At 49.5% G+C, this 20,153-nt stretch carries 23 protein-coding genes; 10 read left to right on the forward strand and 13 right to left on the reverse strand.

Annotation, left to right across the window (positions count from 1 at the left end):
* Positions 1-100 precede the first annotated feature (100 nt).
* From dsrP to ACO05Z_RS00085, 6 genes are read right to left on the reverse strand one after another with little or no spacing between them, the layout of a single operon-like run.
* Entirely contained in the window at positions 101-1,273 is a 1,173-nt protein-coding gene (dsrP, locus tag ACO05Z_RS00060; RefSeq protein WP_421899114.1) for a sulfate reduction electron transfer complex DsrMKJOP subunit DsrP, read from the reverse strand.
* Positions 1,274-1,286: 13 nt separating this feature from the next.
* Positions 1,287-2,066, reverse strand: coding sequence for a sulfate reduction electron transfer complex DsrMKJOP subunit DsrO (dsrO, locus tag ACO05Z_RS00065; protein ID WP_421899116.1), 780 nt, complete (start codon positions 2,064-2,066; stop codon positions 1,287-1,289).
* On the reverse strand, positions 2,066-2,443 hold the full coding sequence (dsrJ, locus tag ACO05Z_RS00070) for a sulfate reduction electron transfer complex DsrMKJOP subunit DsrJ (RefSeq protein ID WP_163295391.1): 378 nt from the start codon (positions 2,441-2,443) through the stop codon (positions 2,066-2,068). Before dsrJ ends, dsrO begins: the two co-directional genes overlap by 1 nt.
* Before the next feature lie 3 nt (positions 2,444-2,446).
* Positions 2,447-4,054, reverse strand: a complete 1,608-nt coding sequence (dsrK, locus tag ACO05Z_RS00075) for a sulfate reduction electron transfer complex DsrMKJOP subunit DsrK (RefSeq protein WP_421899119.1) — start codon at positions 4,052-4,054, stop codon at positions 2,447-2,449.
* A 57-nt stretch (positions 4,055-4,111) separates the two neighbouring features.
* Positions 4,112-5,107 carry a sulfate reduction electron transfer complex DsrMKJOP subunit DsrM gene (gene dsrM, locus ACO05Z_RS00080; protein ID WP_421899121.1) on the reverse strand — a complete coding sequence of 332 codons (996 nt, stop codon included), beginning with the start codon at positions 5,105-5,107 and terminating at the stop codon, positions 4,112-4,114.
* A gap of 47 nt (positions 5,108-5,154) precedes the next feature.
* Positions 5,155-5,685: an RsbRD N-terminal domain-containing protein gene (locus ACO05Z_RS00085; RefSeq protein WP_421899123.1), complete on the reverse strand. Its 531-nt coding sequence runs from the start codon at positions 5,683-5,685 to the stop codon at positions 5,155-5,157.
* A gap of 379 nt (positions 5,686-6,064) precedes the next feature.
* On the opposite strand from ACO05Z_RS00085, the gene sfsA reads away from it, so the two are divergent.
* Positions 6,065-6,784 (forward strand): DNA/RNA nuclease SfsA, encoded by a 720-nt coding sequence (gene sfsA, locus ACO05Z_RS00090; RefSeq protein WP_421899125.1) that lies wholly within the window; start codon positions 6,065-6,067, stop codon positions 6,782-6,784.
* A gap of 126 nt (positions 6,785-6,910) precedes the next feature.
* On the opposite strand, the gene ACO05Z_RS00095 is transcribed toward sfsA, so the two are convergent.
* The 7 genes from ACO05Z_RS00095 to ACO05Z_RS00125 form a co-directional block, all read right to left on the reverse strand.
* Positions 6,911-7,999 carry an NADH:flavin oxidoreductase gene (locus ACO05Z_RS00095; protein ID WP_421899127.1) on the reverse strand — a complete coding sequence of 363 codons (1,089 nt, stop codon included), beginning with the start codon at positions 7,997-7,999 and terminating at the stop codon, positions 6,911-6,913.
* 151 nt (positions 8,000-8,150) lie between these two features.
* On the reverse strand, positions 8,151-9,008 hold the full coding sequence (locus tag ACO05Z_RS00100) for a transporter substrate-binding domain-containing protein (protein ID WP_421899129.1): 858 nt from the start codon (positions 9,006-9,008) through the stop codon (positions 8,151-8,153).
* Between the two features lie 369 nt (positions 9,009-9,377).
* Entirely contained in the window at positions 9,378-9,881 is a 504-nt protein-coding gene (locus ACO05Z_RS00105) for an acyl-CoA thioesterase (protein WP_421899131.1), read from the reverse strand.
* An 81-nt stretch (positions 9,882-9,962) separates the two neighbouring features.
* On the reverse strand, positions 9,963-10,199 hold the full coding sequence (locus tag ACO05Z_RS00110) for a hypothetical protein (protein WP_163349831.1): 237 nt from the start codon (positions 10,197-10,199) through the stop codon (positions 9,963-9,965).
* 236 nt (positions 10,200-10,435) lie between these two features.
* Positions 10,436-11,596, reverse strand: coding sequence for a hypothetical protein (locus ACO05Z_RS00115; RefSeq protein ID WP_421899133.1), 1,161 nt, complete (start codon positions 11,594-11,596; stop codon positions 10,436-10,438).
* A 66-nt stretch (positions 11,597-11,662) separates the two neighbouring features.
* A complete protein-coding gene (locus ACO05Z_RS00120) occupies positions 11,663-12,751 on the reverse strand; it encodes a (Fe-S)-binding protein (protein ID WP_421899135.1) in 1,089 nt (362 codons plus the stop codon).
* Between the two features lie 24 nt (positions 12,752-12,775).
* Positions 12,776-13,345 carry an OB-fold protein gene (locus ACO05Z_RS00125; RefSeq protein ID WP_421899137.1) on the reverse strand — a complete coding sequence of 190 codons (570 nt, stop codon included), beginning with the start codon at positions 13,343-13,345 and terminating at the stop codon, positions 12,776-12,778.
* 277 nt (positions 13,346-13,622) lie between these two features.
* Between ACO05Z_RS00125 and ffh the strand changes: the two genes are divergently transcribed.
* The 9 genes from ffh to rsmI all read left to right on the forward strand — a co-directional run bounded on the left by ffh (position 13,623) and on the right by rsmI (position 20,143).
* Positions 13,623-15,140 (forward strand): signal recognition particle protein, encoded by a 1,518-nt coding sequence (gene ffh, locus ACO05Z_RS00130; RefSeq protein ID WP_421899139.1) that lies wholly within the window; start codon positions 13,623-13,625, stop codon positions 15,138-15,140.
* A 72-nt stretch (positions 15,141-15,212) separates the two neighbouring features.
* Positions 15,213-15,449 carry a 30S ribosomal protein S16 gene (gene rpsP / locus ACO05Z_RS00135; protein WP_421899141.1) on the forward strand — a complete coding sequence of 79 codons (237 nt, stop codon included), beginning with the start codon at positions 15,213-15,215 and terminating at the stop codon, positions 15,447-15,449.
* A gap of 78 nt (positions 15,450-15,527) precedes the next feature.
* On the forward strand, positions 15,528-15,761 hold the full coding sequence (locus tag ACO05Z_RS00140; RefSeq protein WP_012765792.1) for a KH domain-containing protein: 234 nt from the start codon (positions 15,528-15,530) through the stop codon (positions 15,759-15,761).
* 34 nt (positions 15,762-15,795) lie between these two features.
* Positions 15,796-16,353 (forward strand): ribosome maturation factor RimM, encoded by a 558-nt coding sequence (gene rimM / locus ACO05Z_RS00145; protein WP_421899144.1) that lies wholly within the window; start codon positions 15,796-15,798, stop codon positions 16,351-16,353.
* Between the two features lie 41 nt (positions 16,354-16,394).
* A complete protein-coding gene (trmD, locus tag ACO05Z_RS00150; RefSeq protein ID WP_421899146.1) occupies positions 16,395-17,705 on the forward strand; it encodes a tRNA (guanosine(37)-N1)-methyltransferase TrmD in 1,311 nt (436 codons plus the stop codon).
* A gap of 46 nt (positions 17,706-17,751) precedes the next feature.
* Positions 17,752-18,102 (forward strand): 50S ribosomal protein L19, encoded by a 351-nt coding sequence (rplS, locus tag ACO05Z_RS00155; RefSeq protein WP_163349838.1) that lies wholly within the window; start codon positions 17,752-17,754, stop codon positions 18,100-18,102.
* A 217-nt stretch (positions 18,103-18,319) separates the two neighbouring features.
* Complete coding sequence (locus ACO05Z_RS00160) at positions 18,320-18,973, forward strand: ribonuclease HII (protein WP_421899148.1); 654 nt, start codon at positions 18,320-18,322, stop codon at positions 18,971-18,973.
* Positions 18,955-19,359, forward strand: coding sequence for a YraN family protein (locus ACO05Z_RS00165; protein ID WP_421899150.1), 405 nt, complete (start codon positions 18,955-18,957; stop codon positions 19,357-19,359). The genes ACO05Z_RS00160 and ACO05Z_RS00165 overlap by 19 nt, the downstream gene beginning before the upstream one ends.
* On the forward strand, positions 19,301-20,143 hold the full coding sequence (gene rsmI, locus ACO05Z_RS00170) for a 16S rRNA (cytidine(1402)-2'-O)-methyltransferase (protein ID WP_421899152.1): 843 nt from the start codon (positions 19,301-19,303) through the stop codon (positions 20,141-20,143). Before ACO05Z_RS00165 ends, rsmI begins: the two co-directional genes overlap by 59 nt.
* Positions 20,144-20,153 lie beyond the last annotated feature (10 nt).

Consider the following 20,153-nt stretch of genomic DNA (forward strand, 5'->3'; position numbering starts at 1 on the left):
TTTTGACTGTTTTATGGAGCTGTTCTTGACGATAGCCATAAAAGAAGCCCCCTGCCTCGTAAGAAGCAGGGGGCTTTCAAGTTCGGTAATCCGTCAGTGACTAGTCTTCAGTAGTCAGCTGGCCGGTTTCGCGCTTAACGTCTGTGGCAATCTTGTAAAGGAAGGTCAGAGTCAGCGCGCCGAGTGCGTAAACCATGAATGAAATCATGAGCTCTTTACCGGTGGGCCAGTAAACAGTGACTTCATTGAAGGGGTTCGGTGTGAAACCACCAATCAGCAGGCCGAGACCCTTATCGATCCAGGTTGCGATAACGAGGATAGCGAGGGACCAGGGCAGCAGCTTCTGGTTGTAACGCAGTTTGGGCGGAATGAGCAGCGCAAGGCTAAGAATAGCAAAGGTTGCTGCAGTCCACATCCAGGGCACGAGCTCGGTATGGCCGTGTTCACCTGCGAACAGGTAGACCAGAGAGTGCATGTGTCCGGGCATATTGGAGTAGAATGCGGTGAATACTTCAAGCAGGAAGAAGAAGACGTTCACGCACATCGCGTAAGTGATAATAGTTGTGAGAGTCCCGATTGCGCCTTTGCCGGGTTCGTACTTGGTGATCTTGCGCACGAGGAAAACCACGAGCAGCAGGATAGCAGGTCCGGAGCAGAACGCAGATGCCAGGAAGCGGGCAGCCAGAATGGCGGTGAGCCAGTAGTGGCGGCCGGGCAGACCAGCATACAGGAACGCGGTAACGGTGTGAATGGAGAATGCCCAGATAATGGAGGTGTATACCAGAGGCTTAACCCATTTAGGATGGGATACGCGCTGGCGGTCACACTCAAGGCAGGTCCAACCGATTACAACGTTCAGGATCAGGTATCCGTTCAGAACGATCATATCCCAGAAAAGGATAGAGTTCGGAGTCGGATGGAAGATGATGTTCAGCATACGCTGGGGCTGTCCGATGTCGACGATAATGAAACCGAGACACATGACAACAGCAGCGATAGCCATGAATTCACCCATGATTACCATGCCTTTGAACTTCTTGTAATGATGGAAGTAGTAAGGCAGTACGATCATAACACCGGATGCGGCGAGACCGACGAGGTAGGTGAACTGGGCAATATAGAAGCCCCAGGAAACATCACGGTTAAGACCGGTGATGGTCATCCCTTCCTGAAGCTGGGTCAGATATGTGCAGAAACCGGCACCGATAATGAGCAGCAGGAAACCAATCCAAGCCCAGTATTTCGGTCCGCCTTTAAAAGCTTTTTCGAGCATATCAGGCTTCCCCCTAAATGATGTAGTAAACGCCGGGCTCAGTGCCTGCGGTTGGTTTTCTACGGATGGTGAAGTTCTCACGCAGGGCCTTTCTCACGTTGGAGTTGGGGTCCTGCAGATCGCCGAAGATGATCGCGCCAGCGGATTTTTCCACACATGCAGGCATTTCACCTACAGCGAGACGCTCAACACAGAAGTTGCATTTTTCAACTACGCCGCGCATGCGAGTGGGGAACTTCTTGTTGATCTTGTCCATATCCATATGGAGTCTGGGATCACTGAAGTTAAAACTACGTGCGCCGTAGGGGCAACCAGTCATACAATAACGGCAGCCGATGCAGCGGTGATAGTCCATGGCAACGATGCCGTCAGGGCGCTTGAAAGTCGCCTTGGTGGGGCAAACGCGTACACATGAAGGAGACTCGCAATGGTTGCAGAGTAAGGGGAATCTGTGTGTTTCTTGAGCTTCAGAAGGAAAGTTATTCACCTGTTCAGGGAATACTTCACCGTAAGTGCCGGACCATAACCACTTGATTTCCTCATCAGAGTTGATTTTGGGAACGTTGTGGAAGTGGTGGCATGCTTCAGCCAGAGATTCAATTGCTTCTTCAGTATTAATTTTGCGGGTGTCAATGACCATTGCCCAGCGCTTTGCGTGGAGGGCATTGTCGTTCACTGCTGCATGAGCTCCACCGCTGGGTCCACCGGATGCCATAACAGCGGTGGGAGCGATGCAGAGTCCGGCAGCGGAAAGGCCTGCAAACTTAAGGAAGTTTCTTCTACTCTGTTTCATTATTTAGCCTCCTTGGGAGGTACGTGGCAATCCCAGCAGTAGGGAGTTACACTCGCATCAACGTGGCACTTGTCGCAGAACTGTTCCTTGCTGGTGTGGCACTGCATACAGGTGTTCTGAAGGCTGATGGTGTATTTATCGCCTTTGGCACTGATGTAGGTCCTTTTGCCTTCGCGAAGAGCCATATCTCTCCACTCATCAAGAAGCTTCATGTGGTTCTCACGCATGTTCTGGGTGGGAGCAACACATACTTTAGCGTTCTTGGGCAGTTCTACCTTGGGTTCTTCATAGCTTCCGCCGATGTTGAACCAGAAAGGCATGGACACCAGGCCGAGGAAGATAACCAGTCCGGTTATAATTTTTCCACCGTAGTGCATGATTTAACCCTCCTTCCCGGGCAGAGGATTGAAACGAAGGTCTGTTTCCCTTTCTTTTTCGCCATCAAGGATGAGAGCGTTACCAACCAGTTCGTGAACACCGCAGACGTCTACGCCGGGAGCCCAGTAGTTGGCCAGAGGGGGAAGGGTTGCACGGTCGATAGCGCAGATGCAGGAGAGCATGTTTACGTCATGCTGTTCCTGAACGGCTTTCAGTGCGTTACCGCGAGGCAGACCGCCGCGCATGCGGATTTCCATGATTTCATCAGTGTTAAGGCCGGAACCGCCAGCGCAGCAGAAAGTTTGCTCACGGATGGTCTGTTCGGGCATTTCAAAGAAGTTCTTAACAACGTTCTTGATGACGTAACGAGGCTCATCCATGAGGCCCATGGCGCGAGCGGGGTTACAGGAATCGTGGAAGGTTGCACGGATATGGTCGTTTCTGCTGGGATCAAGCTTCAGTTTGTTGTGCTTCATCAGGTCAGCAGTAAACTCAGTGATGTGAACCATCTTGGTCTGGCGTGCGTTTTCGAACACGGTACCGGTGATCGGGTTCACGGGAACTTCAAGATTGTTCGCGGGACCGTTCATGGTATCCATGTACTGGTTGATAACACGCCACATGTGGCCGCACTCACCGCCGAGAATCCATTTTGCTCCGAGGCGATCAGCTTCGGCGTACATCTTGGCGTTCAGTTTCTTCATCATATCAGCAGAGGTGAAGAGACCGAAGTTACCGCCCTCAGATGCGTAGGTGGACAGGGTGTAGTCAAGACCAATGTGATCGAACAGCATCAGGTAACCCATGAAGGTGTAGATGCCGGGATCAGCGAATACGTCACCGGAAGGAGTAATGAAGATAACTTCATGGCCTTTTTCGTTCATGGGAACGTTCAGGCGCTTACCGGTGATTTCTTCGATATCGTCGACCATGAAGTCTACGATGTCTTTGAATGCGTGGGGCTGGATACCGAGGTGGTTACCGGTACGGTTACAGTTGGAAACCGGCTCGAGAATCCAGTTGATGTTCACTCCACACAGGTGCAGCAGTTCACGCGCCATCATGGTTACTTCCGCTGTATCGATGCCGTAGGGGCAGTACAGGGAACAACGGCGGCACTCTGTGCACTGGTAGAAGTAAATGAACCATTCTTTGAGAACATCTTCGGTCATAACTCTGGACCCGGTGAGGGTGGACAGAATTTTACCGGCCAGTGTGAATTCACCACGATAGATGGAACGCATAAGTTCCGCACGCAGCACAGGCATGTTCTTGGGATCACCGGAACCGATGAAGAAGTGGCATTTGTCTGCACAAGCGCCACAGCGAACACAGATGTCCATGAATACTTTCAGTGAACGATATTTATCGAGTCTTTCCCTGAAACCTTCCTTGACAATTTCCTGCCAGTTTTCAGGAAGCTTCCAATCAACGTCAGCGGGGTTCCACTCACGCGGGTTGGGCATGCCCAAGTACTCGAGTTTTTCCGCCTTAGCGGGGTAACACCAGTTGCCCGGAGAGGTATCTACCGGGGTGTCCATCCACCCAGTGGACGGCGGTGTATAATTAATGCTTTTAAAAAGCTCATCAGCTTTTGGGAGGTCAGCCATGTCAACTCCTCATCAAAAGATATTTAAGGTCTGTCCGGCATAGGTCTTAAAGACGCTCTATGCCTTTTTATCCACCGGGAGACCCGCTTCAATCATTACTTCCCTGAACTCGTCTTCATAAGCCTCATAGCTGTGGGGCTTGATGTTGGGGTCGTTCCAAGGGTTCTCGTGGTGGTTGATACGGGTATCGTTGGGCATGTTCCTTGTGGGAGACAGGAATACGCCGCCCGCGTGCATCAGCTTACTGAAGGGGAAGTAAACCAGCAGCACACACACGAGGAAGAGGTGGATGAAGAACACCACGCTCACACCAGCGGGAATAACGGGGCTGAAGGTTACAAGACCCATGGTCAGCTTCTTGATGGCCATAATGTCTACGTGCTCAAAGTAGCGCATGTAGATGCCGGAAAGGGCGATGCCGATGATGAGAAGCAGCGGGAAGTAATCGGTTACCAGAGAGATGTAACGCAGTTTGGGATCCTGAAGTCTGCGGCCGAGCAGGAAGCCGAGGCCGGCAAGAATCAGGAGGTCTGACATGTACAGTCTGGGAACACCGATCTGCATGATACCATCAATCATTTCCACGAAAGCGATACATTCGGGTACCGGCTCGAAGAAGAGTCTCATGTGCCTGATCACGATGAGCAGGAATGAGTAGTGGAAGAGCAGTGAAAACAGCCACAAAAATTTAGATGAGGCGTAAGTTACTCTTCCGTCCCTGAGTTCTACTTTGGTGTTCCTGAAGAGGGAACGAAAGCAACAGATCTCAAGGATCATACGGATAAAAGTTTGACCCGGGGTCACGGGGTTATCAAAGCGGTCATGCTGGATGAAATCCAGAGACTTCTGCTGTCCGCCCGTGGTCGGGATACGGAAAGGAACCGGGCTCTTTGCCCAGCCGATAATCCGGTTGGCAAAGCCCACCAGAAATACGGCAACTGCTACATACGGTAACAGAGTGCCGAACAGTCCTGCCATGTGTGCGGAACCCACTCCGAAGAGTGCGATGAGCACCAAAGCAAAAACTAAAACGAGTGAGTACAAAGCGTTCATCTACCTTCACCTCGCTTATACGTTTGGCTTCCTTGGGAAGCCGGCCACTACACCTGTCCGGCCCCTTTGGCCGAAACGTCCTCGATTTTGTTGACCCGCCGAAGGAGCATGTGATGCGATCTCTTGATCTCATCAATTCTCATTTGCGCAATCAAATCCCTATTCTTGGTATAGATGTCGAACGCGATAAGTCCCAGATTGTCGATCCGGGCCTCAAACGCGAGCAACTCATCAAGTTTGCCTTCATTTTTCAGTTCCTCCATGAACTCGTCTCTCAGGAGTTTCTTGAAAAGGAAGACAAAGCTTAAAGCTTTGGATGGTGCAAAATCCTGAACGGTCCTGATCTTAATCAGTTCGTCAAGGGAGTTTGCAAGATCGTCGGCACTTTTCCATTCAAGGATAAGATCAAAAAGCTCACTTGCGACCTTTTTGATGGTGACCCCGACAGGATTGGTGAATCGGTCTTTATTGGACTTCCATACTTCCTGAGTTTCTTTCGGGTAGGAAGCAAGAATCAATTCGTACCATTTTTCTGTCAGGTCTTCTTTTCTTTCCGACAATTTTTGTACAAGACTCATTTTTATTACCTGTATTGTAAACAATAATAAATTTCAGGCCGCTGCCTCCCTTAAGGGGCAGGGTCCGGAAACTGAGATCGGCTTTCAAAAAAAAGCCAAAAATGTGAATTCCGTCACACTGTGACTAACAGGACGATATTCCAGATACCTAGTGATTCGTCAAGGGGTTTTAGCCCTTAGTCCGGCTATCAGATGGTATGAAAATCATTGTCAAACTAGGCTTTTCAGCTTCATATGGAAGTGCTTCTTCGATGATTGGGAATGCTCAACCTTACCCTATACAGGAAGCAACCCGCTTTGATACTTAGCTTTGTTGTTGATCATAAAAAAGACCCACCGTCACGGTGTAGATATTCTCAGGACCAGGAAGGGATGTAAAATGTCAGAACCGTTAATTTTTTATACACAGGGTTGTCGTCGGGCAATTTTTATCCGCCGTTACAAGCGTTTCACTGTTGAAGCCATGCTTGATGGTGAGGTTGTCGGTGTGCATACAAATAATACAGGTTCCATGCTCGGGTTACTGCGTGAGGGGCAGGAAATATATATTTCTCCGGCCCAGAATCCCAAGCGCAAACTCGAGTGGACCCTTGAGGCGGTCATGCCTTTGGGCGAAATGGTCGGGGTAAACACTGCCGTGCCCAACAAGATGCTGCAGTTGGCTTTCGAAGCCGGACAGTTGCCCGAAACTGAAGGCTACACAACCCTCAAGCGTGAGGCCAAAGTTGGTAACAGCCGTCTTGACGGTCTTTTTACTGATGATTCAGGAAAGCTTCCCAATCTTTGGGTGGAGTGCAAGAACGTTACCCTTGTGGAAGACGATGTTGCCTGTTTTCCCGATGCCCAGACTGAGCGTGGACGCAAGCATTTAATGGAACTCATGGATCTAGCCGCCAAAGGGGACCGTGTAGCCTTATTTTTTTTCGTACAGCGCAATGACGGAAATTGTTTTGGTCCAGCTGATTTTATTGATCCTGAATATGCGGAGCTGTTTTACAAGGCACTTGAGGTAGGTGTTGAATGCTGGGCGTATGAGGCTGTCTTAAGCGAGCAGGGGATAGGAATTGGAAGGAAATTGCAGCTCGCCGCTTATCGATAGGTTCTGTTTTTGGATGTCGGCTAGCCGCGCTACTTGCGAAGCATACTGAAAGGTTCTGAAGGGGATGGGGTCTGGGGAAGGGGAAACTCTTGCAAGAGTTTCCCCTTCCCCAGCCGCCGGAGGCATCTATCTTTTAAGCACGCAGATATTGCCGTCTTCGTGCCAGCATTGGTTGCAGGAAACGCATTTGGGGTGGGCGTGGTCCCCGGACTGCCAGCGACCGGGCAGGTCCGGTTCGCAGTGCGTTACACGGGAGAGGCCGAATGCAGTGATGGTTGAGGTATTCAGCTTTTCTTCCATGAGAGCAACAGATCGGTTGCCTCCGGTAGAAATGACCGGGACATTTATTTGTGAACCGATCCATGATGCGTATTCGCTGAAATAGGACTGTTTTTCTTCCTTGATGATCTTTGGCTTGATTGCGCTGTCATCCCACCCTTTAGTGAAGTTCCCACCGGAAAATTCAATTGCAGTAATTCCGTGTTCTTCCAGCATTTTAGCTACCTGCGTACTTTCTGTGACAGTGAAGCCATCCTGATCCATGTAGTCGGAACAGTGAATCTTGATCAGTATTGGATAATCGGCTGAAACTTGCTTGCGGATGGCATTAAGGGTTTCAATGATGATCCGGGAACGGTTCTCGATGGAGCCTCCGTATTCATCTGTGCGACGGTTGTAATAAGGAGTCAGGAACTGGCTGTAGAGGTACCCGTGAGCTGCATGCATCTGAAACCCGTCAAATCCGCCTTTTTCGGCTCGGCGGGCGGCTTGAGCGTGTGCTTCGACAACGGTCTTGATGTTGTCCTTGGTCATTTCCTGCGGAGTAACTTTGTAGATGGGGTGCTCCACTGCTGAAGGTCCCCAGATTGTCCGTTCGCCGGCATTATAGGCTGTCTGTGACCCGCCATAGCAGCCTTGAAATATGATCGGGGTGCCTTGTGCATGAATACGGTCTGTCAGCTTTTTAAGTCCGGGAATATAACGGTCGTCCCAAATGGCGGGCATGCCCGCATTGGGTTGTTCTTCTTTCATTACATAGCCGTATCCTGTGACGATGAGCCCGATACCGCCACGAGCGTGCTCTTCAAGTGTTTCAATAAGTCTGTCTGTCACGTAGCCATCTGCATCAGCCATGTTTTCCCATGTGGCTGAGCGCATAAGACGGTTTTTCATTTCAATTTTGCCGATATTTATCTTGTCAAAAAGTGATTTCATGGTTCTGTCCTGATTGGTGTTTGTATTTGATCTCAAGGTAAGCGGGGTTTGAGGTGTTATGGATCAACAGAATGGATGATAAATTGAATATGCAGGCTCGATTTTTGTCGTATGTGTTTGTTCATTCTTGCGGTTGGCAGGTCAGGGTAAGCTAGTCTTGGTTGAAATTGTATTCGCGGCACAGCTTATAATAATCGTCGATGAGTTCTTCGTCCAACCAGTAAGTATAGTAAGTGGCAAATATGTTGGTCGCATTAGTCTCTTTCAGCATTCTATTCAGTCTACGGACCATACTGTAACCGAATTTATTTTGGGGTGCGCCGAAGTATACCGGACTAAGCGGAGGCATTCCGGATACTCTGTAAAATATAAGGTCCTTATTCAGTCCGGCGTATTTAATTTCTACCGGAAATCCAAAAGTCGCATCTACTCTTCTCCGTTTGAGCATTGTGAGGGTTCCGGTGTGATCGGCGGAGGTTCTTATATTGAATATTTGTTGTTGTTTGTATGTTTGTATCGTCTGGTCAATGGCGCCGTAATATGATCTCCCGAGATTTATGCCAATACGGAAGTCTTTTGATTTGCAAAGAGTGGTAAGGTCGATAGTTCCATCTTTCAATAGGAAAGGAGCGTATTTCCTATAGTCCTTACGGTTGAATATTATGCCATTGGAAAAGACAAAGTAACTTGGCCGCGAAGTGTAGCAGACAAATTGTTCTCTTTCTTGGGTTTTGAAGAGAGGGGTGATAATGCCGTGTGAACCCTTTCTCAATTCTTCAAGGATGCGCTGGTAGTTGGCAGTCTTGAATGTTGAATTTGTTAAATTCAAGTGTATGGTGACGTATTTGATGATTCTGTTGTCTATGCCGTATTGTTTGTAGGGTCCTTTGATAATGGCGTAGGGCGGAAAATTTGGCTGAAACCAAGTGATCTCCTCTGCTGAAGTTGCAGCAGGTCCGATCGTGATCAGCAAGACCAGAATGATAAGGTTTTGATATAGTCTTTTCATTATTTCCCAATCGTTGTCAGAAGCTGTAGTTGTTTTACTTCTTAAGTCTACGCTATAAAGAATGCTTTTGCATAGCTGTTATAAAATTTAGGCATAAAAACGTGGAAAGCCCCCTGCATGCGACCATTCGCATGCAGGGGGCTTTCCGGCCTTGATGGTGTTGAAATAGGGCGAGGCGTCCGGCCCGGACCGGGTTAATCCGGACCGGACGCCCTAGGAGCAGGATGCCGAAATGTTTAGCCGGGAGGGTGGAGCTCCCGGCCAGAAACCAGACTCGGAGTAGCTTGCAATCTGATGGTAGATGCAATCAGCACGGATTCGGCTGACTTCGGACGTAATCCGCACTATTCGAGCTGTGAATGATGAGATTTATTCCCTGCTCCCGGTCTGTGCTGCTGATGCGGTCTCCCGTATCCTTTCTTCTTTGCGCACAGTCCTTCGTTCCATGGCCTCTCTGTTGCGTCTGTGGTCCACCCCGGTCTCAAGGATCAGTGGTGGCACCGGGGAAGGTTTACCGTTTTCCCCCATGGCAACAAATGTAAGATAGGCAGAGTTTGTGTGCCTTATCTCACCTGTTAAAAGATTTTCAGCTTCAACCCGGACTCCGATTTCCATGGAGGTCCTGCCGACCATATTTACATTGGCATGCAGGTTGATGAGTTCCCCCACATAAGCGGGCCGCAGGAAATTCATGCGGTCAATGGAAGCGGTGACCACTGGTTTGCGTGCATGACGCATGGCACAGGTGGCAGCGACCAGATCCAGTTGTTTCAGCAGAACTCCGCCGTGCAGGTTTCCAGCTGGGTTGGTGTCCTGCGGCAGTACCCTGTAGGTCATTAAGGTTCTGCTCTCGCTGATTTTCTTTGGTTTCATGATGGCAACCCTGATCTATGTCATGTTTATGATGTCGTTTTGTAATACAAAAAGTTTACATATGTATTACGCAGGTAAAATTTATTTAATTTTACCATATTCGACTCTGGCTTCCCAGATCATTTTGGCAATTCTCTTTCCCAAATCCAGTTGCCTTGTCTTGATCAGAGCCTCCGCAGCTTCGCGGTTGCCGTCTTGTTTCAGCAAAGTGGCAGATTCCAGATCTCTGAGATAATTCTCAAATTCCCGGATCAGCTTGGAAAGATTAAGAGTTTCCAATTCAAGGGGAACTCGTACGGATTTAACTTTTCTGCTCATTTCGCCTGTTTTTACCTGTTGTGTTTGAAAAGGATCTTACAGCTTAAAAGATAAATGTCAATACATTTGTATTACAAGATGAAATATAATAAGTCGCTATATTAAGCTGCAAAATAAGTGTCTCTAAAATTCTAATAGTCATAAAATAGAAATACAATAGTATTACAAAACAATATCAAAAAGTCTGCAAAGAGTATCGCAAGGATCAGATCAAGAAACTGCGGGAAAGAGTTTGGTTACTCGAATCTAAATGATTGGACTTCAGGGCTGGTGGCGGAAATGAAAGCAGGGAATAGGACCAGCGCGCACGCAGGGTGGTAAAATAGCGGTGAAAAGAAGCCGCAGACAATCACTGTAGTGAGCAGGCTGGCTAGCATGCTTGAAGGAAACCGCCTGTATACGGCGGTTACGGCTGCTGCGACAATGCAGGGGCCACCCAGTCCCCAAGAACTGAGCAGGTGCAGCCAAAAGGGTGGGATGTGGAAAAGATAAATCCCGGACCCGGTCCAGACCTGCTGTTGGCCATGCCAGATTGTCCACAGTGATGCCGGGACATTGAGAGGCAGGGGAGCCGTCAGGGGAAATCCTGTGAGCAGAAGTTCGGGGTTGTTGGCAAAAAGTTCCAAAATAGAGAACCATAGCCAGTATGAAGGAAGGTCCTGCCTGTTCATGAAGGTCATTTCCTGCACTTGCAGGGAAAGGTAGTTGAAGAACAGCAGGCAGAGCACCAAAAGGATTTTTTTCAGAGCTCCTTTAGGGCCGGAAATGAGCATGATTAAAATTGCGGCGAGAGTGATGTCACGCCCGAGAGTGCAGAAGATCCCTGCAAGAATGATCAACCGGGTAAATGTATTCTCCTCGGAGTTATGCAGGGTAGCGCAAAGCCCAACCAGAAGGATCGGCCCGCTGATGCTCGACATTCCGGAAAGAGAGGGCATGGCCGGTTCATGGAGCAGGAAAAAGCGGAGAATGAATTCCGCAATAATGAGTGAGGCCAGCCAGCTGGACCAGAATGAAATTTGTTTCGGTTCCGGCGGTGGGAAAAGTTTTAACCAGAGCACCGAGATCAGCAGAAATAAAAGGGGCTTTGCTTCCATGAACAGGGGAAGATAGTCAAGAAGGGACTGAGTGAATCCGCTAAAATGTGTGAATGAAATCCAGGTAATAAGCAGGGCGGGGATTCCGGCCTTAAACCAGAGCGGGGCGACACTTTTATCTCCACGGAGCATTTCCAGTATGAGGCCCAGTATGGCCAGCCCGGTGGCGAATATCTCAGCCAGATTGGAGGGTGTAGTATAGCCGCTCAGGCTGAAGGCTGCCAGGGTCAAGGGCAGTCCCAAACTGAACAGGGCTAGAGGAATCTCCGATGCTGTTAGGGCTTTATTGTCTGAACTCATTAGCATTTGTGTTACATGGATATGTTCAGGATTAGAAGGCCCGGAATAAAAAAAATGTGCAAATTATCAACGGTTGCTGAATCTGAAGATCAGCCGGTTGAGGTAGTTAAAGGGAAACGCAACTGGTTTGGGTATTCTTTTGCGTTTGACCAGCAGGACATCGAGTACGTGGGCTGTGGGGTACTTGTAGCCGAGAAAATTAACGCAGCCCGCGCAATAGGTGACCATGGGCACCCCGGTTCTTTGCGCTTCGTTAATGCGCTTGCGAGACCAGTGATCAGCATAGTCCTTCTTGTGGAAATTTGTTGCTCCGCCTTCTCCGCAGCAGAGTGTCTTCGTGCGGTTGTGGCGCATTTCCACTACCCTTATGCCCACTGATTTTAGCAGGGTACGCACGTCTTTGTGTATGTCAGTCTCATTGCGGGTCACGCATGGGTCGTGGATTGTCACTTCTTTAACATTGGGCCGGACCGGCATGAATTTAGAAACTTTCAGCCTTTTATATATAGAGACGATCTCCAGCTTGGAGTTAAATTCCTTGAAAGTCATGTGGCAGTTGGGGCAGGCGGTCAGGATTTTCTTGATCCCCTTGCGTTCCAATCTATGGATCAGTCCGGAAAGGGATTCCTCATGCCTGCTTTTTAGTCCCAGCATTTTGGAGGGCTTGGAGCAGCAGTTCAGGACCAGTCCCATGGTCGGCTCTTCCCGCCTGATTATTTTATAGGCGACTCTGGCGGCATCGGGGTGCATGGCCGGGAGGGTGCAGCCCGGAAAAAAAACGGTTTTGCAGTTCTCAGGAATGAACTCTCCCTTGAACGGGAAGCGTTGGCCGAGTCGCTCATAATTCAGAAGCGGGTCGTACTTGTCCAGACGGAAGATAGCGTTGGCCTGAGCATGGTTGCGCAGCTCCTTGAACATGCGTTCCGGTTCAGCCACAACCGGACAGACCGCAGAACAAAGTCCGCAGGTAGAACAGGCGTAGGAGTGTATTGCCATCGTGTCGGCATCTTCATCGGATGAAAGAGCCCGCAAGGCGATGGATACGGGGGAGCCGCTTTCAGCCAGAAAGCGGCACTTGGTCATGCATTTGCCGCAATCAATACATTCGTCGGCTGTATGTTGCAGTTCTTTCTTTAATTGTTTCGATACAGGCATAGGCGCACTTATGAAGACTCCGGCCTACAGCAATTGGCAACCCCATATTTTAACCCGCTTGTTGACGTATTCAGTGCACTTACCTTTGATGCGCACTTTTACGCCCGGTTTGAGATTGCTGACTATCGGAATCTGGTCTTCGGTAAAATGACAGATGACTTCGGCGGTAAAGTTCGAAATACCCTTGAGTCCCACATGTAAATCGCCGAATCCTTTTGCTGAAACATCTACTATTTCGCCGGAAACTTCAATGACTTCGTTCTGGTACTTGCCGCTGGCTATGGTGTTGTTTTCCACAAAGTCGATATAAAGTTTGTATGAACCTACATGCAGCTTGGATTGAGTCAGTTTGACTTCGTTGGCAATGCGCGCATGCCATGCCCCGAGAGTCTCTTTTTTGTGCGGGGCCACATTCTGGTGCGCAGTCGGTCCTGATTTTAAGTTCTTTTGCAGGTCGACCCGGTTGTTCAGCTGTCCGGTGGAATCATAAACATCTGCAACAACCTTGCCTTCATTTGAAATGTATATTTTTGATCTTAATCTTCCCATGGGGTCAACAAGATGAAATTCTTCCGCCTTGACGATGTTAGGCATTCTTTTGCTCCTTGAACTGCATGGATACTGTTATGTAAGAATATACAATTAAACGGTTCATTGCTTGAAAAAGCAAGAAATATTGTAAGCAAATTTTTGTGAGTGTACGATAAGTGTTTGTGATTTTCCAAAAAGTTGATATGAGTCTTCACTTGACTTGGATGAATAAAAGCTTTAACAGACAACCCCTTTCTTTACGCAATCAGCACAAATCGAGAAAAGGTGGAGCTTTTGAGGTTTTTGCGCGTAAAAATGCTTAGCCGGCGGAGTAAGAGAATTGTTTGACAGCCTATCAGATAGACTTTCCGAAGCCTTTAAGAATTTCAAAGGGCAGGGACGGTTGGATGAAAAGAACATCCAGACCGGATTGCGCGAAGTGCGCCTTGCCCTTCTCGAAGCGGACGTAAACTACAAGGTCGTTAAAGACTTTGTGGAGAAGGTAAAGGAGCGCGCTCTCGGGCAGGAGGTCCAGAAGTCCCTTTCTCCCGGACAGCAGGTGATTAAAGTCGTTAACGACGAACTTACCGAGCTGCTCGGCGGCGAACAGGAAGGACTGCAGCTCACCAAGGGCAAGCTTTCCAAAATCATGATGGTCGGTCTTCAGGGTTCCGGTAAGACCACTTCTTCAGCCAAGATAGCCTTGTATCTGCGGCGCAAGAAGTTCAAGCCCTACCTTGTCCCTGCCGACGTCTACCGTCCTGCTGCGATTGACCAGCTTCATGTGCTGGCCAAACAGCTGGATATGCCGGCCTACCCGTCCACTACGGAAATGAACCCCGTGGACATCTGCCGTGACGCTATGGTCAAGGCTGAAGAGGCCGGATGTGATGTTCTGCTTTTCGATACAGCCGGACGACTGCATATTGATGAACCTCTGATGGAAGAGCTTTCCTCCATCAAGGAAGAATGCTCTCCGGATGAAATCCTTTTCGTGGCGGACGCAATGACAGGGCAGGACGCTGTCAATGTTGCCTCCACATTTGACGACAAACTTGATGTTACCGGTGTCGTCCTTACCAAAATGGATGGTGATGCCCGAGGCGGTGCGGCGCTCTCCATCAAATCCGTTACCGGTAAGTCCGTTAAGTTTGTCGGTGTGGGTGAAAAGCTTTCCGAGCTTGAACTCTTCTACCCGGACAGGGCCGCTTCAAGAATTCTCGGCATGGGGGATGTACTTTCCCTGATCGAGAAAGCCCAGTCTGTGATGGATGAGGGAGAGGCTGAAAAGCTGACCGAGAAATTCCGCAAGGCCGAATTCGACCTTGAGGACTTCCGCACCCAGATGCGCAGAATGAAGAAGATCGGTTCCATGGGTTCGATCATGAAAATGATCCCCGGCCTCGGCGGGCTGACCAAACAGCTCGGCGATATGGAGATTCCGGATAAGGAACTGAACAGGATAGAAGCCATCATCTCGTCCATGACCATGCAGGAGCGCAGGCAGCCCAAGCTTATCAATCCCAGCCGTAGGCAGAGGATTGCTAAGGGTTCCGGCGTTAAGCTTGAAGAGGTCAATCAGATGCTCAAGAATTTTGAGCAGATGAGCAAGATGATGAAGAAAATGATGGGCGGCAAAGGCGGAAAGGGCAAAATGCCCAAGATGCCGAATCTGCCCGGAATGCCCGGACTTGGCGGCGGTGCAGGAATGCCGGGAATGCCCGGTATGGAAGGGTTGGAAGGTATGGAAGGAATGGGCGGAATGCCTCAGCCTTCTAAAGCCAAGAGTAAGAAGACCCTTCAGGCCCGCAAAAAGAAAAAGCTTAAAAAGCAAGCTCGCAAGAAAAAGAAGAAATAGTTTTTTGTGGGCATTTGCTTGCAATTTATTAACGAACCACTTAATTTAAGATTATATGGGGGAAAGTAGACAATGGCTATTAAACTTAGACTGACCCGTATGGGCTCCAAAAAACGCCCTTTTTACAGAATCGTAGCAATCAACAGCGAAACCAGACGTGACGGTCGTCCTTTGGACTTCTGCGGTTACTACAACCCGATGGTTGAGCCTGTTGATGTTAAAATTGACAAGGAAAAAGTAGAGAAGTGGCTTGAGAGAGGCGCTGAGCCTAGCGATACCGTTAAATCTCTCCTCAAAGCAAATTCCTAGGGTTCGTAACTCACCAGGTTCGAATTCTTCTTCACTACTCACGGTACACACTCGAAATCAGAAGCGGAGGTTGTTGGCATGTTGAAGGATTTAGTAGAATACATCGCGAAATCGCTTGTTGACAATCCGGATGAAGTAGTTGTCACCGAAATCGAAGGGGAGCAGACTTCCGTAATCGAACTTAAGGTCGCCAAAGAAGACCTCGGTAAGGTTATCGGTAAGCAGGGCCGCACCGCGCGTGCCATGAGAACCCTGCTCGGTGCTGCATCAACCAAGGTGAGAAAACGCTCTGTTCTGGAAATTCTGGAATAAGAGTCCTCGAACCTGACCATAACGGCAGGCTGCTATGGAAATGCTTGTAGTTGCCGAGGTGGTCAAACCACATGGTCTCAGGGGGGAAGTTTGCATTGAATCTCATGCGGACTCCCCTTTTCTCTTCGACGAGGTCCCCTGTCTGTATCTGGCTAAGAAAGGACAGAAGCCCCGTCGTTTTGTCGTGCGCTCTTCACGTAAACACAAAGGGCGCGTGCTCCTGACCTTCAAGGGTGTTGAAGGCCGTGATGAGGCGGAAAGCCTGCGCGGTATGGAAATCTTTGTGCGTGAAGCTGATCTTCCCGAATCCGGGGATGACGAAGTTTACATGTACGAACTTGAAGGCATGAGCGTCGAACTTGAAGACGGGACCGTGGTTGGAACCATTTCGAACTTTATTCTTGCCCCCGGGCAGGAAACATGGGTGATCTCTTCTGCGGAGGGTAAGGAAATTCTTTTCCCCGCTGTTGAAGAATTTGTTTTGTCTGTTGATCTGGACGCGGAAAAGATTGTTGTGGACCCTCCCGAAGGGCTGTTCGACATATATCTTTCCGATTCAGCTAAAAAAGACAATGGGAAGAAAAAGAAATAGGGCAGAGTGCCGCTTTTTTAAATTCCAAGGCTGGAACATTAGTGAAATTTAATCTGGTTACACTCTTTCCGGAATTTTTTGATTCCCCGTTGTCGCACGGACTCATGGGTAAAGGCGTTGAAAAGGGTATTGTCTCTTTTAACAAGGTCGATCCCCGCGAGTTTGCAACAGACCGCCATAAATCTGTTGACGACCGCCCCTACGGAGGCGGGCCGGGCATGGTCATGTTTCTTGACCCCATTGCCAAGGCTCTCGATACCGTAGGCATTAAGCCTTCCAAGGAAGGCGGCTGTCCCAAGGGCAAAAGGCTGATCATGCTTTCGCCCAAAGGCAAGCCGCTGACCCAGAAGATGGCGGTTGAACTTTCCAAGGAAGAGGAGCTGACCCTCGTCTGCGGAAGATATGAGGGCATTGATGCCCGCTTTGAAGATATTTTTCCCGTTGAAACAATCTCTGTAGGGGATTTTGTGCTCAACGGGGGCGAAGCCGGGGCCATGTGCCTCATTGAGGCTGTCGCCCGCCTGCTGCCGGATTTTATGGGGCATTCCGAATCCGGTACGGAGGAGAGTTTCTCTTCCGGTCTTCTTGAGTATCCGCACTATACCCGTCCTCCGGAATTCGACGGGCATTTAGTGCCGGAAGTTCTCTCTTCAGGCAATCATGCTCTGATAGAAGAATGGAGGAGAAAAAAGTCTCTTGATGAGACCTTGGATGCCCGGCCGGAGCTTTTGGCCGAAGCAGAAGGGTTAAAAAAAGATGATGTGCGTTATTTGCGCACAATACCCCGAAAACGTTTGGGAAAAAATCTTTATATGGCTCTTGTGCATTATCCGGTGCTAAATAAATTTGGAGAAAAGGCCGCTGTTTCTTTGACAAACCTCGATATTCACGATATGTCCCGCGTTTCCCGCTCTTACTCAATTAGCGGATTTTTTGCGGTGACTCCAATCGAGGATCAGAAGAAACTGGCCGAGAGGATCATTTCTCACTGGACCTCGGGACCGGGAAGCAAGTTCAACCCGGACCGTGCCGCAGCTTTTTCCAAAGTAGGAGTTAAAGATTCCCTGCAAGATGTGGTGGAGCATATCGAAGAGGGAACGGGTAAGAAGCCGATACTGGTGACCACCAGCGCACGAGGCGCAGGCAGCACGACTATGAACAAAGTTCGTGAAATGTTGCAGGATAATCCCGTCCTGCTGGTTTTCGGTACCGGACACGGGTTGGCCCCCGAAATTCTGGACATGGCAGAAGGCAGCTTACGGCCTATCAGGTTCATGGACGGATACAACCATCTATCAGTAAGAAGTGCGGTGGCGATCACGGTCGACAGGCTGTTGGGAGACGCCTGGTAGATCCGCCTTCGGGTGCCGCAAAAGAATTTATATAAGGAGTAGCGACATGAGCAACGTAATTGCAAACATCGAACGCGAACAGATGCGTATTGATATGCCCGCTTTCAAAGCTGGCGACACTGTAAAGGTACACCTGCGTATTATCGAAGGTGAAAAGGAACGTATCCAGGTTTTCCAGGGTGCTGTTCTGCGTTACCGTAAAGGTACCACCAACTCCACCTTCACCGTCCGCAAAATTTCTGACGGTATCGGCGTTGAGCGTGTTTTCCCCGTACACTCCCCCTACATCGAGCGTGTAGAGGTAGTTGCTGAAGGTAAAGTACGCCGCAGCCGCATCTACTACCTGCGTGGTCTTAAAGGTAAGGCTGCACGTATCAAGTCCAAACAGGCTTGGTAGGCCACGAAGCATTTATGCTTCGCGGATACTCCCATCGGGCCTTGGTCCGGCATGGGAACGCAATATAGTGTTGAAAAACCGTCATTCCCGGACTGTTAAAGTTTGGGTATGGCGGTTTTTTACTTTTTGAAGCCTTCGGCGACCCTGCCGGGGGCCTTAAACCCTTTTCCAAAAGGGTTTAAGAATCCCAAAACGTTTTATTAAGGCCTCGCCTCTTATGTCTGAAAATTTGCTGCCCGGAATGGGTACTGAAGAATTGATCACTGCGGGTATCGATGAAGCTGGGCGTGGCTGTTTGGCTGGACCTGTTGTGGCAGGGGCGGTGATATTGCCAGAAAAATATGATCTTCCGGGACTGACTGATTCCAAGAAACTGGATGAAGCTGCGCGGGATCGTCTGGCAGTGGAGATCAAGAAGCAGGCTGTCTGCTGGGCGCTTGGTGTCACTCGGGCGCAGGTGGTGGATCAGATTAATATTTTGCAAGCCACATTTCGGGCTATGGGCCGTTCTGTGTTGCATTTGAAGGTTAAGCCTCAAATGCTTATGGTTGACGGCAATAAGACCATTCCTGCGCCGCATTTAAATGGCGTGGCGGGCTTCAGGCAGGAAGCTGTGGTCAAGGGCGACTTGAAGATACCGGCTATCTCTGCTGCATCCATTCTTGCTAAGACCTTCCGGGATAAGCTTATGGTGCAACTGTCCAAACGTTATGCTGAATATGGTTTTGAAATCCATAAGGGCTACGGGACCAAGGTGCATCTGGATGCTCTTAAAGAACACGGCCCTTGCGCAGTGCACCGTATGACCTTCAAGGGCGTGCTGCCTGAGAAGAAAGCCAAACAGGAGCGCATGTGTCTCCCCGGCATTTAGACTTCGGACAGGCGGGCGAAGATTACGCGGCCCGTTTTTTGGAAAATCGTGGATACAATCTGCGCCAACGCAATTGGCGCTGGAAGCAGTGGGAACTTGATATTATCTGTGAGAAGGGCGACGAACTTATTTTTGTGGAAGTTAAGACCAGAGCCGGACGTAGTATACAATCCGGTATAGAGGCGGTTACCCCGGCCAAGCGTAAGAAGCTGGTCAAGGCCGCGACCCGCTACCTTTCGGCATTTGACCTCTGGGAGAGACCCTGCCGATTTGATCTGGTCATTGTGAACGATGACGGAACCGGCTTTAGAGCGGAACATATAGAAAATGCATTCGACCTCACCGACTTTATGGGTGGTGGCAACACCGCTTGGCAACCTTGGTGATATCACCGAGCGGGCCAAAAAAGTGTTGGCTTCTGCCGACCTGATTTTCGCGGAAGATACCCGCCGCACAGGTAAATTACTTCAGTCGCTTGATATCAGCGGCAAGAGTTTTGTCAGCCTGCATGAACACAATGAGGAAAAGCGGATCAAGAAAGTGCTGGCCCACTTTGACGAGGGCAATGATGCCGCTCTTGTTTCCGATGCCGGAACCCCGCTCATGAGTGATCCCGGTTACCGGGTGGTCCGGGCCTGCCGTGAACATGGTGTGCGAGTTGTGCCAGTTCCCGGTCCAAGTGCTCCGGTAACAGCTCTTTCCGGCTGCGGCCTGCCTCCGTATCCTTTTTCTTTTCTCGGTTTTCTGCCGCGCAAGGAAGGGCAGATGCGCAAGCTCTTCGAAGCTTACGGAGCCACTGGTGCGACAATCGTATTTTTCGAGCGTAAATCACGGCTGCGGGAGACCATGCATCTGGCTTACGAATCCCTCGGCAATCGCGAATTTTCCATTTGCCGTGAACTGACCAAGGATTACGAAGAATTCATCAACGGCAATTTGGAAGATTGGGAAGATGTTTCCGAAGAATTGCGCGGTGAGATCACCGTAGTTATCGGCCCTCCGGTGCATGAAGGTCCGGCTTCCGAAGAAGACATCTTCAAAATGATCGACGCGGAGATGGAATCCGGCGATAAGCCTAAAGTTATCGCAAGACGCATAGCTGAAAAGGTAGAAGGCTGGACAGCTAAAGCGGTCTATGAAAAGGTAACTGAAAGAAAAAAAGGCCTTTAGCAGGTTTGTT

Origin of the sequence: Maridesulfovibrio sp. (assembly GCF_965230075.1) — a bacterium.
Lineage (GTDB): Bacteria > Desulfobacterota > Desulfovibrionia > Desulfovibrionales > Desulfovibrionaceae > Maridesulfovibrio.